Origin of the sequence: Cohnella luojiensis, from assembly GCF_004564235.1 — a bacterium.
Taxonomy (GTDB): domain Bacteria; phylum Bacillota; class Bacilli; order Paenibacillales; family Paenibacillaceae; genus Cohnella; species Cohnella luojiensis.
This window is the reverse complement of record NZ_SOMN01000026.1, coordinates 1-17,406: the sequence shown is the minus strand read 5'-3', so window position 1 is coordinate 17,406 and position 17,406 is coordinate 1. Positions and strand designations below refer to the sequence as shown.

Below are 17,406 nucleotides of genomic sequence, written 5' to 3'. Positions count from 1 at the left end.
GCATACGATGTGCTATGCATGATTGCCGAAAGGAGGGGGCTACGATACTTACGGGAATACAAATCGTTCTCGCGGGCGGAGATGCCCGTCAATTGGAAGTGATTCAGCGCTTAACGGAGTTGGATGCCTCGGTGACGATAGCGGGATTCGACAGGCTGGATACTCCTTTTAGCGGTGTCATTAAAGCGGAGTGGACGCCCGAGATTTTAAAGCAGGCAGACGCCCTGATTTTGCCCGCGGTTGGCACCGATGACGAAGGCCTGATTACGGCGTTGTTTACGGACCAGGAGTTAAAGCTGACCGATGCCCATCTTGCCGGAATTCCGAAGACCTGCAAGGTTATAACGGGTATGGCGAAGTCTTATCTGCGTAAAATGTGCGAGAAATACCATCTGGAACTTGTAGAGTTGTTCGAGAGAGACGACGTGGCCATTTATAACTCGATTCCGACCGCGGAAGGCGCTCTAATGATGGCAATACAGAATACGGATATTACGATTCACGGCTCGAATTGCATCGTTCTCGGCCTTGGGAGAACAGGATTCACGATGGCAAGGACACTGCAGGCGTTAGGGGCGCGCGTGAAGGTAGGAGTGCGCCGGGACGAAGCTTTCGCACGCGCATTCGAGATGGGTTTCGAACCCTTCTATATGCCTGAATTAGCGCGTCAGGCGGGGAATATCGACTTGATTTTTAATACAATTCCGACTATGATAGTCACAGCACAAGTGATCGCTCAACTTCCCCTGCGCGCATGTATTATCGACCTGGCATCCAAGCCCGGCGGCACCGATTTCCGTTTCGCAGAGAAGCGAGGAATCAAGGCGATGCTCGCTCCCGGATTACCCGGGATCGTGGCTCCGAAGACAGCCGGTCGAATCATCGCGAACAGTCTAACCCAGATCATTCTGGAAGACAACCGATTACGGGGGAATGGACCATGAACTGGCAGGGAATTACCGTAGGTTATGCGCTATCCGGCTCTCACTGCACGCTAGAGGAAATCTTGCCGCAAATTCAGCGTTTCGTAGACGCGGGCGCGAATGTGGTGCCGATCGTATCGACTACGATTATGACTACCGATACGCGGTTCGGAACATCAAACCATTGGCAGGAATCCCTGCGTGAGATAACCGGAAATCAGATCATATCCACGATCGTGGACGCGGAGCCGCTGGGACCTTCCAAGCTGCTGGACGTATTGACGATCGCTCCTTGTACCGGCAATACGACGAGCAAGTTAGCCAACGCCATGACGGACGGACCGGTGTTAATGGCGGCGAAAGCGCAAATGCGCAACCAACGCCCCCTTGTACTCGCGATATCCACTAATGACGGCTTAGGGCTCAATGCCGCGAACATCGCCAAGCTTCTCATCATGAAGAACATCTTTTTCGTGCCATTCGGCCAGGATAATCCGATTGCCAAACCGAATTCGCTAGTGGCCAGAATGGATCTCGTCATGGAAACCTGCGAAGCCGCATTGCAAGGCAAACAACTTCAACCTTTGCTCATAGAGCGTTTCTTGCACGCTTGAGATATACTTGCTTTCATTCGAGGGGAGAATATACCAAATGTCGATACAGCAGTTGTTTAATGTCGCCGTCGTGGGAGCGACCGGTGCCGTTGGGGAACAGATCCGCAGATTACTTGAAGAACGCAACTTCCCGATCGCTAGTCTGAAGCTGCTTTCCTCCGCACGCTCCGCAGGTTCTACTATCGAGTTCAAGGGGCAGCCGATTACGGTCGAGGAAGCTACTCCGGAAAGTTTTCGCGGCGTGGATATTGCCCTGTTCAGCGCGGGCGGAGACGTAAGCAAAGCGCTTATTCCGCATGCGGTAGTGCATGGTGCCGTTTGCATCGATAATACGAATGCTTATCGCATGGATCCGGAAACGCCTCTTGTCGTTCCGGAGGTCAACTTGGATAAAATCAACGAGCACAAAGGCATTATCGCCAATCCGAACTGTTCCACGATCCAGATGGTCGCTGCATTAAAGCCGATCTACGATCGTTTTGGCATATCGAGAATTATCGTTTCGACTTATCAGGCGGTATCTGGCGCGGGCGCATCGGCGGTTACCGAGATGCTGAGACAATCCAGCGAGGTTCTTGCGGGCAACGATCCTAAGCCTGCGATTCTCCCCGTATCGTCCTTGCCCGTGAAGCACCAGATCGCCTTCAACGTCATTCCGCAGATCGATAAATTCCAAGACAACGGCTTTACTTTGGAAGAAATGAAAATGATTCGCGAGACGAAGAAAATCATGGGTGACGAGTCTCTTGAAGTTACGGCGACATGCGTACGCGTTCCCGTCGTATACGGTCATTCCGAATCCGTGTACGTGGAGCTCAAGAAGGATTTCGAGATTGAAGAAATTAAAGGCTTACTGTCCGATTCTCCGGGTATTGTGCTTATCGACGATCCTTCCGGCCAACAATATCCTCTTGCTACCGACGCCGCTGGCAAAAACGATGTTTTCGTAGGTCGCGTTCGTCGCGATCTGTCGAACCCTCGCGGCCTGAACATGTGGATTGTCTCTGATAATCTTCTTAAGGGCGCAGCATGGAACGCCGTGCAGATCGCCGAGTATATTGCGATTCCGCAGCAATAATAACTGAACTTGAATTTCGGCAGACATCCTTTCATTTCTTTCCACTCAATTATCACAACTATCTAGAGCGGAGGAAACGAGATGGAACTGATCGTACAAAAATTCGGCGGGACGTCGCTGTCCGACGAGCAAAGTCGGCGCCACGTCCTCCGTCATATTATCCGGGAGCATGAAGCCGGCCGAAGCCTTGTCGTGGTTGTATCGGCGATGGGAAGAAGCGGCGATCCCTATGCAACCGACTCTCTCTTGGAGCTTATCCGCGGCAACGGCAATGCCATCCCTTCCCGGGAGAGGGACTTGCTGCTTTCCTGCGGAGAGCTTATCTCTGCCTCGGTCCTCTGCAGTCTGCTCAACGCAGAAGGCATCCCTGCGGTATCGTTAACGGGAGGACAGGCAGGCATAGTCACGGATGATCGCTTCGGCTCCGCTCGGATTATGGAAATCAAGACGGATCGAATGCTCAAGCATTTATCGGATGGACGTGTCGTCATTGTCACAGGGTTCCAAGGAATGACAACCGACGGGGAAATGACAACTTTGGGGCGAGGCGGCAGCGATACCTCCGCAACGGCTCTAGGTGCCGCGTTAAATGCGAATATTGTCGATATTTATACGGACGTAGACGGAATCTTAACCGCGGATCCCCGGTGGGTTAGCGATGCGAGGCCTTTATCGGCGGTCAGCTATGAGGAAATTTGCAACATGGCGCAAAATGGAGCCAAGGTGATTCATCCAAGAGCGGTAGAAATCGCGATGAAGGCCGGTATTCCGGTTCGCGTGCGATCCACTTTCTCGGATAGCGAAGGAACATTGGTTACCCACGCGAGGGAGCTTAGGAGCCAAGGAATCTGGTTCGACAAGACCGTCACGGGACTCGCCCACGTGCGAAGCGTGACGCAATTGGCCGTCATAAATCACAACGGCCCTGCGGATTTGCAGCTGCGCATCTTCCGCGCGATGGCTTCGCACGGGATCAGCGTTGATTTTATTAATGTAATGCCTACGGGCGTTCATTATACGGTTTCGGAAAACGATACTCCCAATGCCGTGCAATTGCTTCAGGGATTAGGGTTTGAACCGAAGATACGCAAAGGATGCGCTAAGGTGTCCGTTATCGGCGGCGGAATGAACGGGGAGCCGGGAGTTATGGCGGTCATCGTGGAAGCATTGACGAATACCGGGATTCCGATCCTGCAGTCAGCGGACTCGAATACGACGATATGGGTGCTTATTTCCGAAGAAAATTTAGCTGAAGCTCTGCAAGCTTTGCATAAGGCTTTCGGATTGCATCTTACTCCAGACAAAACATAGAGGAGGAAAAGGTAATGAGTTTCGGTCGATTGATTACGGCAATGGTAACTCCTTTTGACGAGCAATTGAATATCGATTGGGAAACGACGGGCCGCTTGATCGATTATTTAATCGACGAGCAGAAAACCGATAGCTTGGTTATTTCCGGGACGACCGGAGAATCTCCGACCTTATCGGATGAAGAGAAGGTAGAGTTGTTCCGTTTCGCAGTCAAGCATGCGGCAGGACGCTGTAAAATCATAGCCGGTACGGGAAGCAACGAAACGGCGCACTCCGTGCAATTGACGATAAAAGCCGAGCAAACAGGAGTTGACGGCATTCTGCTCGTTGCTCCTTATTACAATAAACCTTCCCAGGAAGGGATATATCAGCATTTCCGCACGATCTCGGAAGCGACATCGCTGCCGGTTATCCTGTATAACGTTCCATCCCGGACGGTCGTTAGCATTTCTTCGGAAACGACGTTGCGGTTGGCCCAACTGCCTAACATCGTAGCGACCAAGGAATGCGCTTCCTTAGGGCAAATGACCGAGATCGTAAGCGGCGCTCCGGAGGGCTTCATACTATACAGCGGAGACGACGCGATTACGCTCCCTACGCTGTCCGTCGGCGGTTACGGAATCATCAGCGTCGCGAGCCATATTATCGGCGCAAGGATGAAGCAGTTGATCGAAGCCTACCTAGAAGGCCGAGTGAATGACGCGAAGAAAATCAACGAGGAATGCTATCCTATTTTCAACGGATTGTTTAATTGCCCGCATCCCGTTCCGAATCCTGTTGCCGTTAAGCATGCGCTTGCTTTACGCGGCTTCCCGGTAGGCGGAGTTCGCCTGCCTTTGGTTCCCATGGACGATAATGAGGCTGCTTTCCTGCAAAACCTGCTTGATAACTAATCGAGGAGTCCGTCGGTCGCTCAGTCCTTCGCATGCGCAAACCGACGTCCTCCGGGCGTCGGTTTTTCGCGCGATGAGATGGGTAGGGGTGCGGGCGCACCTAGGCTCATCTGATCGTTCGATACATAAGAATACTGTCATTGGCGGGTAGCGAATCCGGTATACTCGGCAGGGAAAGATAATATCGTCGATCTTGTATTTCCTGAATTGCTTCATGTATAATGATTGAGAGTGATTGGGTGCGGCTAATATTTTAGCAAATTGAAAATTTCATATCGATCGGGTGCGTCGAATGGATCTAGGAGGTACTAGAAGTGTCAAAGAAAAACAGCCAAGATAAATTACTGATCTTCGCGCTCGGCGGCGTTGGCGAGATCGGCAAAAACATGTATTGCATTCAGTATGGAAACGACATCGTGGTCGTAGATGCTGGATTGAAGTTCCCGGAGGAAGAGATGCTCGGAATCGACGTCGTCATCCCGGATATTTCCTACTTGATGGAGAATCGCGAGAAAGTGCGCGCCATTCTGCTTACGCATGGACACGAGGACCATATTGGCGGTCTGCCGTACGTCTTGAAGCAACTTAACGTACCGATTTACGGAACGAAGCTTACGCTAGGCTTAGTGGAAAACAAGCTGAAGGAAGCAGGTTTGCTGGGGGATACGAAACGGCATTTGATCAACGAGGATTCCGAACTGACTTTGGGTACGATCAAAGCGACCTTTTTCCGTACGAACCACAGTATTCCCGATTCCGTCGGCGTATGCTTGGAAACGCCGGAAGGCCTAGTCGTTCATACGGGCGACTTTAAGTTCGACCATACTCCGGTCAATGACCAGTTCGCAGATCTGCAGAAGATGGCGGAAATCGGCAGCCGCGGCGTATTGGCCTTGCTTTCCGATAGCACTAACGCGGAACGCGCGGGTTATACGCCGTCCGAGAGCAACATCGGCAAGGAGTTCGAATCGTTATTCCGCAGCGCGAAGCAGCGCGTCGTCGTTGCTACGTTCGCTTCGAACGTTCATCGTATTCAGCAGGTCATCAATGCCGCCGCCGAGACTCGCCGCAAGATGACGGTTATCGGCAGAAGCATGGTGAACGTGGTGAGCATCGCTTCCGAGCTGGGCTATCTGAACATTCCGGAAGGGATGCTGATCGAGCCTGAAGAAGTAAACAAGCTTCCTGCGGATCGCGTAGTTATCCTATCGACCGGTAGTCAAGGCGAACCGATGTCGGCGCTTACAAGGATGGCCCGCTCCACTCACCGGAAGGTTGACATTTTACCGGGGGATACCGTTATTATCGCGGCAACCCCGATTCCGGGCAACGAACGGTACGTCGGAAGAACTGTGGATGAGCTCATGCGCTTAGGCGCAAGCGTCATTTATGGTCCCGGCTCCGTCTCCGGAGTTCACGTATCGGGACATGGCAGCCAAGAAGAGCTTAAGCTTATGCTGAACCTGATGCGCCCGGAATATTTCATCCCGATTCACGGGGAATACCGGATGCTCCGCCATCATGGCATGCTCGGCGAATCCGTTGGCATTCCGAAGGAGAATATCTTTCTGTTGGACAACGGCGATACGGTCGAGATTCAGAACGGATCAGCTCGCAAAGCAGGTAAAATTCCTGCCGGCAACGTTCTGATCGACGGTCTAGGCGTAGGAGACGTAGGCAATATCGTTCTCCGCGATCGCAAATTGTTGTCCCAAGACGGAATTCTGGTTGTCGTCGTCACGCTAAGCAAGCAAGACGGTACGATCATGTCCGGACCGGATATTATCTCCCGCGGCTTCGTGTACGTTCGCGAGTCCGAAGGTTTGCTCGAAGAAGCTAATCGCATCGTGACGAGCACCTTGCATAAGCTGATGAACGAGAACGTTAACGAATGGGCGTCGCTCAAGACGAACGTCAAAGACGCGCTCGGACGGTTCTTATACGAACAAACGAGAAGAAGACCGATGATCTTGCCGATCATCATGGAAGTGTAGAAAGACTAACCCACACTCACCTAAAACCGTTCTCCACCGCTAAAGCGGCAGGAGGACGGTTTTTTTTTGCGCGAACGCCCATACTATGTCAAGCCGCACAAAACGTAGGAGGTCCGACACATGAGCGAAAAAGGTAAACCCGGGGAAACCGCGGAACAGCCGGAGGCCCCATCCGAAGAAGGACGCAAGATAGCCGCAGTAACGGAAACGATCGTACAGCTGGGTCAGACATCCGTTCCGACGGGCGAGAGCAATATCTTCTGTCTTACCATCATCGGACAAATCGAAGGTCATCTGATGTTGCCTCCTCAAAATAAAACAACGAAATACGAGCACGTCATTCCGCAGCTGATCGCGGCCGAGCAGAGCCCGAAAATAGAAGGGCTGTTGATCGTGCTGAATACGGTCGGAGGAGACGTGGAAGCAGGGCTTGCCATCGCCGAGATGATCGCTTCCATGACGAAACCGACGGTAACGCTCGTGCTGGGAGGAGGCCACTCCATCGGCGTTCCGATCGCGGTGTCGGCCGATTATTCCCTGATCGCGGAAACGGCAACGATGACCATACACCCGATTCGGATGAGCGGGCTTGTCATCGGTGTTCCTCAGACCTTCGAGTACTTGGAGAAAATGCAGGAAAGAGTTACCCGATTCGTAATTCGGCACTCGCGGATCACTGAAGATATGTTCAAACAACTCATGTTCAAGACTGGTGAATTGACAAGGGATATCGGAACGACGGTTATTGGCGGCGACGCTGTTAAGTATGGCTTGATAGATGCGGTAGGAGCGCTTGGGGAAGCGTTGCGTGAACTTAATCGTCGCATCAAGGTTCGTAAGGAGAGCGGTCCCGAGGAGGCTAAGAGCGAATGACGATTTATACTCCGATGCCTATGGAATTGGTGCTTGACGGGTGGCGAAATGAACCAGGTCCCTTCGTTGAGGTCACGATTAATGGAGTCTTCATGCAGCTCAGCCCCACGGACGCTCCCGGCATCGGACGCATCGTGAGGCTCCTTTCGGCCCCTTTGGATTATTACTTGCTTTCAGAATATGCTCCAGGCCAGTTAATCAGTTATCATCCCGCAGCCGAACCGCCGAAAGGATCGGATTTACCCGACTTTACATGGTAGCTTAGGTAAGCCTGCCAACCTCCCCTCAACTGTGATATAATGTTGAACCGGGAGGTGGCAAATTTGGCCAAGCGCAAAAAGAAGCGGGCCTCGTTCGGAGCAAGCTTGAAATATGAGGTTTACGGGATATTGCTCATTACGATTTCCGTTATCGCCATCTCCGGAGAAGCCGCAGTCGGACGCTCGCTTTCCAAGCTGTTCGGCTTTCTATTAGGGAAGCATTATTACTTGATCGCGTTAGCATGCATATGGGTCGGATTATATGTGATGGTTAAAAGAAGCTGGCCAAGGGGCTGGACGGCAAGGCGTTCAGGCTTTGTTCTTGTGTCTCTGATCGCGGCATTATGGAGTGCTATGACGGCCATAGACAATACATTTGGCGCTCTTGAGACCATGACCCTAACTCCGTCCAGTATAGTCAGCCAGACTATGATCCAGCTAAGAGAAATGCTGCAGATGACGCCTTCGACCGAGGGAATCGATCATGTCGGCGGTGGAATCGTCGGTGCTTTCCAGTATTCGGTCCTCTATTGGTTATTTGGATATTACGGCGCTAAATTCGTATTAATAATTGAGATTGCCATTGCGGTGATGCTAGTAACGAATCGTTCCTACGTTGAAATCGGAAGAACCGTCCGTTTGTTCCTGCTTAGGGTAATGCCCTTGTTGGCGGCGCGCTTGTCTTCCGGTCGCAAACTGCTGTCGGTTAAGGCGATTCCGATTAAAAACTCGGGACGAGGTAATAGGCAAGCTCCTGTAGAGGCTGCTATCCCTACGTTGCCCGAAGACGACGGAATGGACGAGCCTTCTCTCATTCCGCGCCCTAGGAAAACGCCGCTCTTTTTCCAACTATTCCATGGCAAACCCGAAAGGGTTGCGAATGCTTCCCAAGAGGAGCATTGGGATGATGAGGAGCCGATCCCCTATTCTGGGAAGGCTACTCCAACTACGCCGGCGCCAAATGCGCATAGCCAGCGAGGTGAGCGCACGGCACCTTCGCAAAGACCGCTGGATTTCGGTATTCATGAATCGGAAGAGCCGGATGAGGAACAGCCGCTTGCTCCACGATTTACGGATTTCACCGCGCAGGGATATCCGGACTACGAGTGGGATGACGAGGCGGAGGTTGAGCAACAAACTATGCCGCTTGCGATGGAGACGGACTTGTCTGTCGCAATAGACGCGGATATCGTTGATACGGAGTTGGATCTGAACTTGAATGAGGATTCCGTAACGCCTATGGCCGTCCCGCCGAAGCCCGTTCGCAAAATCCAGAAGCCCTACCGTTTGCCTGGAGTAAATATACTGGACAAACCTTCGGGAGGCGCGAAATCCGGCAATCCTGCGGACTACATGAGCATCGCCCGGAAGCTGGAAGCAACGCTGGAGAGCTTCGGCGTTAGAGCTAAGGTGTTGGATGTCGCACGTGGACCGGCGGTGACCCGTTACGAGCTTCAACCGGATGTCGGCGTCAAGGTAAGCCGTATCGTCAGCCTGACGGACGATATCGCGCTTGCTCTGGCCGCGAAGGATATTCGGATGGAAGCCCCTATCCCGGGCAAAGCAGCCATCGGCATCGAAGTGCCTAACAATGAAGTCAGCGTAGTAACGCTTCGGGAAGTGCTGGAAACCCAGCCTTTCCAAGAGTCTGCGGCCAAGCTGACCATCGCCTTCGGCCGGGATATCTCCGGACAGCCGATCGTCGGCAATCTTGCCCGGATGCCGCATCTGCTCGTCGCCGGTGCGACCGGCTCGGGGAAATCGGTATGTATTAACGGGATCATAACGAGTTTGTTATACAAAGCGAAGCCCCAAGAGGTTAAGTTTCTGATGATCGACCCTAAGATGGTCGAGCTGAACGTATACAACGGCATTCCGCATTTGCTAGCTCCCGTTGTAACCGATCCTAGACGCGCTTCGTTAGCCCTGAAGAAAATCGTCGTGGAAATGGAGAAGAGGTACGAAAAGTTCTCCAAATCCGGAACGAGGAACATCGAGGGCTACAATGCCTTAATGCTGAGCGGAGATAATGCCGATGCCGTACTTCCTTACATCGTCGTCATCGTAGACGAGCTTGCGGATTTAATGATGGTCGCTGCAGGCGACGTAGAAGACGCGATCTGCCGCTTAGCGCAGATGGCGCGGGCTTCGGGCATCCATCTCATCATCGCGACGCAGAGGCCGTCGGTCGACGTTATCACCGGGGTTATCAAAGCCAACATTCCAAGCCGAATTGCTTTCGGCGTATCCTCCCAAGTCGATTCTCGGACGATATTGGACATGGTCGGAGCGGAGAAATTGCTAGGCCGGGGAGACATGCTATTCCTGCCGATGGGAGCTTCGAAGCCTATCCGCGTGCAGGGAGCCTTCCTGTCCGACGGGGAAGTGGAATCGGTTGTTGCTTATTGCCGCGGGCAAGCGGAAGTCGAATACATCGAAGATCTCGTCCCGGAGATCGATGATTCCGTTAACGAAGGTTCCGAAGAAATATTGGACGAGCTGTTCGATCAAGCCGTACATATCGTTCTGGAGGCAAAGCAGGCATCGGTATCGCTGCTCCAGAGGCGCATGCGAATAGGCTACACGCGCGCAGCTAGACTCATCGACTCGATGGAGGCTAAAGGTGTCGTCGGTCCTTACGAGGGAAGCAAACCGCGCGAGGTGCTTATGACGATGGAGCAATACCAGCAACGCATTCCATCCTAGCTATTCGAATTTCATGAAAGCCCGCTGTCCTTTAATGGACCGCGGGCTTTCATGCGTAATTAGAAAGCAAATAAAAATGGGTATAAGAGCCTTTCACCTTTCTAATACTAACGATCGAAGACATAACATGGAACAGGAAAGGCGTGACCTTTAGTGAGTTATCGTCTAGTGATCTTGACAGTATGCGTCGTATTTGGCTTGCTGGGGCTTTATACGATACAGCACTCGACCCAAAGCCGGGAAACGTTCAGCAATACCATTCTCAAGGAGGGAGCCTCGGGAAAGGATATTTACGAGCTGCAAGGCCGATTAAAAGCGCTTGGGTATTATAACGGCCCAGTGGATGGACAATTCGGCGCCACCACTAAAAATGCCGTAACTTGGTTCCAATGGAAATTCGGAATGAAGTCGGATGGCGTCGTAGGCGCCAAAACCAAGCTGAAGTTATGGCAAGCGACGAAGAACTGGAAGCCGACGGCTGAGGGATTACCGCAAACCCCGGGAGGTAACGCGATTGAAGGCGATGCTAAGCTGCCCGCATCGAACAATCTTGGTTTTACCGAGAAGGACCTGAAAATAATGGCCAACGCCGTATTCGGAGAAGCGCGGGGCGAGCCGTACGAAGGACAGGTGGCGGTAGCGGCCGTTATTATCAATCGCGTGAAGTCGCCGGAGTTTCCGAATACTCCGACTGGGGTTATTTTTCAACCTTTAGCATTCACGGCCGTCGCCGATGGGCAGATCTGGCTGACCCCGAACGAGAAAGCGATCAAAGCCGTTAAAGACGCGATGAGCGGATGGGATCCGAGCGATGGATGCACCTATTACTTTAATCCGGAGACGGCAACGTCGAAGTGGATATGGACCCGTCCGCAGTACAAAACGATCGGCAAACATATTTTCTGCAGATAGTACGATCGATATTGCTCTATGCAACCAACCAGTGCGCCTAGCGCAGCGGTTGGTTGTCGCGTTTACGGACGAGAATCGCATTTCCAACATTTGCTTCCTGTTCGTCCAATCGGTTAGAATGGGGCTGAAATGTCACGATGGACGCTTATGAAGCGAAATTAGTCAAAGGGGCTTGAGAGGATGTCGGAACAGTTCCAGAGGGGCGTATGGGGAAGGCTGCGCCTGCACGTATTGCCAACCAAACGTTTCAAAACGTTCGCCTTGTCATTGTTTGCAGGCGTTCCATTATCCGAAGATAGGGTGACGCCGGTTGCGCTTACGCCCTTCGTTCTCAGACGGGGGACCCGTTCGTATCCGGAAACGATCTCATTCCGCGAACGATTGGATGATTTATACGGCGCGGGCTTCGGATTCGATTTGTACAAAAGAGGCGATCACCAGATCGTTCAATTCCGTTTGGATATCATTAACGACCGGTTCGTTTCGGTGACGGAATCGCTGCTCGGGGAAGCTTTGACTTTCCTCGGCGAAGTGCTAACGGCTCCCGCATTGGACGGCGACCAGTTTAGAAGCAAATACGTCGAGGCAGAGAAAACGACGATAAGCAAGCGAATCGACGCGATTATCAATGATAAGATCCGTTATGCGGCAGAGCGGTGCGTCGAAGAGATGTGCAAGGATGAACCCTATCGTTTGCCAGCTCTCGGCCGGAAAGACCAACTTGCAACGATAAGCGCCGATACACTCTATGAAGCTTATCGGAAATGGCTTGAGGAAGCTTCTTTCGATTTGTACGTGTCGGGCGATACTTCCCTGGAAGAGGTTCAGGCTTTGGTTGAAAAATCGTTCAACCTCCCGGGTGGTCGGCCATCGACCTATACGAAGCCAAATCTCAGAGGTGCCAGAAGCGAAGTCCAAACCATCGTGGAGAAGTTGGACGTCGGGCAGGGCAAGCTGAACATGGGCCTGCGGGCGGGAGCGACCTATGGCAGCGAGCAATATGCGGCATTGCTAGTGTATAACGGACTACTCGGCGGTTTCCCTCACTCGAAGCTTTTTATTAACGTTAGGGAAAAGGCAAGCCTAGCGTATTACGCTTCTTCGCGGCTAGACGGACATAAGGGCATACTGACGCTCCAATCGGGCGTTGAAATTGCCAATTACGAGCGAGCCGTTAAGATCATTCGCGAGCAGATCGAAGCGATGAAGGCTGGGGATTTCGCGATGGAGGATTTGCAGAGGACTCAAGCCATGATTATTGGTCAATTGCGCGAGATACAGGACTCTGCTTTCGAGAGAATTTCATTTGATTTCAGCAATGTATTGTCCGGCGTAGAGCGCACGGGAGAAAGCTTTATAGCCGAAATCCAGGCGGTAACGCCTGAGAGAATTACCGCGGTCGCCCAAGGCGTTGAATTAGACACCATTTACTTCTTGCGCAACCGGAAGGAGGAGGGCTGAACATGTCTGCTAAACCATACCCGAAGCTTCAAGAGACGTTATGGCATGAGAAGCTGGATAACGGACTAGAGGTATTTATTCTCCCGAAGCCCGGTTTCACGAAAACCTATGCGACGTTCACGACGCGTTTCGGCTCCATTGATAATCACTTTACTCCTCCGGGCGGCGAGACGATTAGAGTGCCGGACGGTATCGCGCATTTTCTCGAGCACAAGATGTTCGAGGAGCCCGATGGGGATATTTTCTCCAAATTCGCTTCCCAAGGCGCTTCAGCCAATGCGTATACGAGCTTCGACAGGACGGTATACCTATTCACGGCGACGGACGAGATCGAGGCGAACTTGGATACGCTTCTGCACTTCGTTCAAAACCCCTATTTCACGGACGAGAACGTGGAAAAAGAAAAGGGAATTATCGTGCAGGAAATCGACATGTACCGGGACAATCCGGATTGGCGCGTCTATTTCGGATTAATCGAGGCGATGTACCAAACTCATCCGGTTCATATCGATATCGCCGGGACAGCCGAGTCCGTACGTTCCATAACGAAAGAAATGCTTTACGATTGCTACAACACGTTCTATCATCCTTCGAACATGACGTTTTTCGTCGTCGGAGGAGTGGATCCGCAGGAAACGATGGAGCGGATAAAGCGGAATCAAGCGAACAAGACGTTCCCGCCGAGCGGAGAAATCAAACGATTGTTTGAAAATGAGCCGGAAAAGGTAAAAGACGAGAAAAGAGAGCTCCAGCTTCCAGTTTCGTTGCCGAAGTGCTTGTTCGGATTTAAGGAAGATCCTGACGAACATAAAGATGACGTCCGCAAAGAGCTAGCTAGTAAAATAATGTTAGAGGCGTTGCTTGGTTCCAGTTCGGCGCTATATCAACAATTGTATGACGACAACCTGATCTCCGACGGCTTCGGGCAAGAGTATAATACAGGTCCCGGCTATGCTTTCTCGATTATCGGCGGCGAGACAAGGGATCCGGACGAATTGGTTACGCAAGTAAGCGAGGCTTTGTACGAAGCTGCCAAGAACGGAATTTCCTCGGATATTTTCGAGCGGACGCGCCGCAAAAAAATCGGGGCCTTCCTGCGTATGATGAACAGTCCGGAATCGATCGCAAGCGAATTTACCCGTTACCGGCATAAAGGCGGCGACTTGTTCACGTTAGTGGAAGTGTACGAAAGCTTGACTCTTGAAGAAATCAACGAACGTGTCAAAGAGCATGCGAATCCGGATCGGCGGGCGATCTCCATCGTGCGGAGCGGGACGGCATGAAGCGAGTAGCTCTTGTGACGGGTGGTTCCCGCGGCATCGGTGCCGCGGTAGCCCGTCAGTTGGCTTCGGACGGCGCCGACGTCGTTATCCAGTATCATTCGGCGAGGAAAGAGGCAGAGGCCGTTGCGGATCAATGCCGAGGCTATGGAGTGCTTGCGATTGTATTGCAGGCGGATTTACGCTCCAGATCGTCTGCGTTAAGCTTGAAGCAGCAATTAGACGAGCTGCAATGGACGCCCGCTATCGTCGTTCATTGCGCGGGAATGGCACATTATGGGTTAATAGAAGATACGGATGAAGAGCTCTGGGATGATCTGATGAACTTGAATCTGAAGGGCGCGTACTATTTGACCCGTTGGTTCGCATCTTCGATGAGATGGAAGCGGTGGGGACGTTTCGTATTTCTCTCGTCCATTTGGGGCCAGACTGGCGCTTCGGGCGAAGCGGCTTATGCTGCTTCCAAAGGCGGCTTGAATGCCTTTACGAAGTCGATAGCTAAGGAATTGGCTTCCTCGGGCGTAACGGTAAATTCGGTAAGTCCGGGAGCCGTGGAGACGGAAATGATTGCATCGCTTGAACAGGCAGATCTGGAACAGTTGCGCAAGGAGATTCCCGCGGGACGGCTAGGGCAAGCGAACGAAATCGCTCAACTGGTACGCTTTCTTGTTTCGGACGAAGCGGAATACATAACCGGACAGCTAATCGGAATAAACGGCGGCTGGCATATGTAGAATACAATCGTACTTTTACGGACATATTATCGTTGAGATTTAACCCCAATCATCGTAAGGAGGCTGCTCAATGTCAACGGTACTCAGTAATTTCGATACATGGAAGAAGTTTTTGGGCGATCGGGTAGAGGCGGCCAAAAAGCTCGGGATTAACGAGGAAGCCATCTCTAAGCTTGCGTATGAGATCGGCGAGTTTCTGGATCAGAAGGTTGATCCGAAGAACGATGAGGAACGCGTGCTCAAGGAATTATGGGACGTAGGCGACGAAGGCGATCGCAAGACGATGGCTCGCTTGATGGTCAAATTAGCCGGCAAAAACGAGTAACGCAAGTGGATAGCAAGGGAAAGCCTCCAATTGGAGGCTTTTCTGTCCATCAGCGCGAATAAACATAGGACTTTCGGTTTAATAATCGTTTTATTTTGCAGGATAATGATGAGCGTTGTAGAATAAAGGAGAAGTATGATATAAAATATAAAAATTCGTCCATTTGACGATAGTCATAAATGGGAATTATTATCGTTATTTTGAATGAGGTGCAAGATGGAACCCAAACAATGGTACATGGAGTACAAGATTCATAAAAATCGTCCCGGATTGCTCGGCGATATCGCATCATTGCTTGGGATGCTAGAAGTCAACATTCTGACGATCAACGGCGTAGAAGATAGAACGCGCGGAATGCTGCTGCAAACCGACGACGAAGAGAAAATCGAGCTTCTCGGCAAGATGCTGCGCAAAGTAGAGAATATTACCGTGAATACGTTGCGACCGCCTAGATTGACGGACATCTTGGCTGTTCGGCACGGCCGTTATATCGAACGGGACTCCGATGACAGGAAGACGTTCAGGTTCACTCGCGACGAATTAGGCCTTCTCGTTGATTTTCTAGGTGAATTATTCAAGCGCGAGGGCAACCAGACGATTGGCCTTCGGGGAATGCCGCGAGTAGGCAAGACGGAATCCATCATTGCCGGAAGCGTCTGTTCGAACAAGCGCTGGGCATTCGTCTCTTCGACTTTGCTTCGTCAGACCGTAAGAAGCCAACTGTCCGAAGAAGAAATGAATCCTAATAATGTATTTATCATCGACGGAATCGTCAGCACGATTCGATCTAACGAGAAGCATTATTCCTTGCTTCAAGACATAATGGCCATGCCTTCCACGAAGGTGATCGAGCATCCCGATATTTTCGTAAGGGAATCGCAGTTCGATTACGACGTTTTCGATTGCATCGTGGAATTGCGCAATACCCCGGATGAAGAGATCACGTACGAGAACTTCACGACCGCGGGATTGAACGATGAGTTCTAAATTACATACCGCCAACACCATGAACATCGGGAGGTGAAAGGCATGTCCGATTTGGGTGCCCTGCTTCGTAAAACTCGCGAGCAACGTGGATACACGTTAGACGACATTCAAGAATATACGAAGATTCGAAAGAGATATCTAGAAGCGATTGAGACCGGCGATTACAAAGTATTGCCCGGTTCCTTTTACGTGCGGGCTTTTGTAAAAACGTATGCGGAAACGGTTGGTTTGGACGCGGAAGAAGTGCTGCGCCTTTATCACAAGGAACTGCCTCAGCCAACCTCCACGGAGGTCGTTAAGACCGAGCCAAGGATCAAATCCAGCAGAAGAAGCGTGCAACATAACGACAGATGGGGCAAAGTAGCCGTATCCCTGCTTATGTGGGCCTTTCCCATCCTGATCGTCGTCGTTATATATATTTATTGGTCTAACAACAAGGAGCCTGGAACTCAAGAGCTGAACTCCAACCCGCCGATCACTTCGGAGACGTCGACCCCTAGCCCCTCGGTTAGCGTAACTCCTAGCGTCACGCCTACGGAGAGCCCTACCGAGACGCCTTCGATCAGCCCTGTTACGCTAACCCTCAAGGAAACTAGCAACAGCATCAACTATTACGATGTGTCGCCTGGAACGGGACATCAGCTGAAGCTTGATATTACCGGAGTATGTTGGATCGAGGTTCGGGAGAACGGTAAAACGGGAAAGAAGCTCTATTACATGAGCGTAACCGAAGCGCAGACACTGACATTTGACTTGGCGACTCCTCTTTATGTCAATGTTGGCCGAACCGATTACGTCACTTTCTTCGTGGACGACGCGACCTTCGATGACGGTAACCGGCCGGGATCGACCAAATACTTGTTCACTCCGGTTGCGCCGGACTCGGTACAATAAGGATGTTGATGAACAAAAGCTTAGCCCTCCTCGGCAATGTCATTAAGTTAAACTCAAAGACAAGACAGGGAATAAAAATGGAATCCGAAACGGCATGGGGAAAAGCCCTGTGCCGTTTGTTTTTTTGGTGCAAGCAAGGAAAAAGAGTACAGCAAACAAAG

The 17,406-nt window shown here is 51.6% G+C and carries 16 protein-coding genes; all 16 read left to right on the top strand.

Translation table 11 applies throughout. The annotated features are described in order from the left end of the window. The first annotated feature begins 44 nt into the window (after positions 1-44). The 16 genes from dpsA (at position 45) to E2980_RS16135 (ending at position 17,245) form a co-directional block, all read left to right on the top strand. A complete protein-coding gene (gene dpsA, locus E2980_RS16210) occupies positions 45-944 on the top strand; it encodes a dipicolinate synthase subunit DpsA (RefSeq protein ID WP_135153281.1) in 900 nt (299 codons plus the stop codon). Then, positions 941-1,537 (top strand): dipicolinate synthase subunit B, encoded by a 597-nt coding sequence (locus E2980_RS16205; RefSeq protein ID WP_135153224.1) that lies wholly within the window; start codon positions 941-943, stop codon positions 1,535-1,537. Before dpsA ends, E2980_RS16205 begins: the two co-directional genes overlap by 4 nt. 37 nt (positions 1,538-1,574) lie before the next feature. Further along, positions 1,575-2,615, top strand: a complete 1,041-nt coding sequence (locus E2980_RS16200) for an aspartate-semialdehyde dehydrogenase (protein WP_135153223.1) — start codon at positions 1,575-1,577, stop codon at positions 2,613-2,615. Positions 2,616-2,696: 81 nt separating this feature from the next. Then, entirely contained in the window at positions 2,697-3,926 is a 1,230-nt protein-coding gene (dapG, locus tag E2980_RS16195) for an aspartate kinase (protein ID WP_135153222.1), read from the top strand. Between the two features lie 14 nt (positions 3,927-3,940). Continuing rightward, positions 3,941-4,819, top strand: a complete 879-nt coding sequence (dapA, locus tag E2980_RS16190; RefSeq protein WP_135153221.1) for a 4-hydroxy-tetrahydrodipicolinate synthase — start codon at positions 3,941-3,943, stop codon at positions 4,817-4,819. Positions 4,820-5,133: 314 nt separating this feature from the next. Continuing rightward, entirely contained in the window at positions 5,134-6,813 is a 1,680-nt protein-coding gene (locus E2980_RS16185; protein ID WP_135153220.1) for a ribonuclease J, read from the top strand. Between the two features lie 120 nt (positions 6,814-6,933). Next, positions 6,934-7,686, top strand: a complete 753-nt coding sequence (locus E2980_RS16180; protein WP_135153219.1) for a ClpP family protease — start codon at positions 6,934-6,936, stop codon at positions 7,684-7,686. After that, entirely contained in the window at positions 7,683-7,946 is a 264-nt protein-coding gene (locus E2980_RS16175; RefSeq protein WP_135153218.1) for a YlzJ-like family protein, read from the top strand. The genes E2980_RS16180 and E2980_RS16175 overlap by 4 nt, the downstream gene beginning before the upstream one ends. A 63-nt stretch (positions 7,947-8,009) precedes the next feature. Further along, positions 8,010-10,652 carry an FtsK/SpoIIIE family DNA translocase gene (locus E2980_RS16170; protein WP_135153217.1) on the top strand — a complete coding sequence of 881 codons (2,643 nt, stop codon included), beginning with the start codon at positions 8,010-8,012 and terminating at the stop codon, positions 10,650-10,652. Between the two features lie 153 nt (positions 10,653-10,805). Further along, on the top strand, positions 10,806-11,564 hold the full coding sequence (gene sleB, locus E2980_RS16165) for a spore cortex-lytic enzyme (RefSeq protein WP_135153216.1): 759 nt from the start codon (positions 10,806-10,808) through the stop codon (positions 11,562-11,564). A 180-nt stretch (positions 11,565-11,744) separates the two neighbouring features. Continuing rightward, positions 11,745-13,025: an EF-P 5-aminopentanol modification-associated protein YfmF gene (gene yfmF / locus E2980_RS16160; protein ID WP_135153215.1), complete on the top strand. Its 1,281-nt coding sequence runs from the start codon at positions 11,745-11,747 to the stop codon at positions 13,023-13,025. 2 nt (positions 13,026-13,027) lie between these two features. Next, positions 13,028-14,308 (top strand): EF-P 5-aminopentanol modification-associated protein YfmH, encoded by a 1,281-nt coding sequence (gene yfmH, locus E2980_RS16155; RefSeq protein WP_135153214.1) that lies wholly within the window; start codon positions 13,028-13,030, stop codon positions 14,306-14,308. Further along, positions 14,305-15,039 (top strand): elongation factor P 5-aminopentanone reductase, encoded by a 735-nt coding sequence (gene ymfI, locus E2980_RS16150; RefSeq protein ID WP_135153213.1) that lies wholly within the window; start codon positions 14,305-14,307, stop codon positions 15,037-15,039. The genes yfmH and ymfI overlap by 4 nt, the downstream gene beginning before the upstream one ends. Positions 15,040-15,109: 70 nt before the next feature. Further along, on the top strand, positions 15,110-15,364 hold the full coding sequence (locus E2980_RS16145; RefSeq protein ID WP_135153212.1) for a DUF3243 domain-containing protein: 255 nt from the start codon (positions 15,110-15,112) through the stop codon (positions 15,362-15,364). A 216-nt stretch (positions 15,365-15,580) separates the two neighbouring features. After that, complete coding sequence (locus E2980_RS16140; RefSeq protein WP_135153211.1) at positions 15,581-16,351, top strand: DUF3388 domain-containing protein; 771 nt, start codon at positions 15,581-15,583, stop codon at positions 16,349-16,351. A 42-nt stretch (positions 16,352-16,393) separates the two neighbouring features. After that, on the top strand, positions 16,394-17,245 hold the full coding sequence (locus E2980_RS16135) for a RodZ domain-containing protein (protein WP_135153210.1): 852 nt from the start codon (positions 16,394-16,396) through the stop codon (positions 17,243-17,245). Positions 17,246-17,406 lie beyond the last annotated feature (161 nt).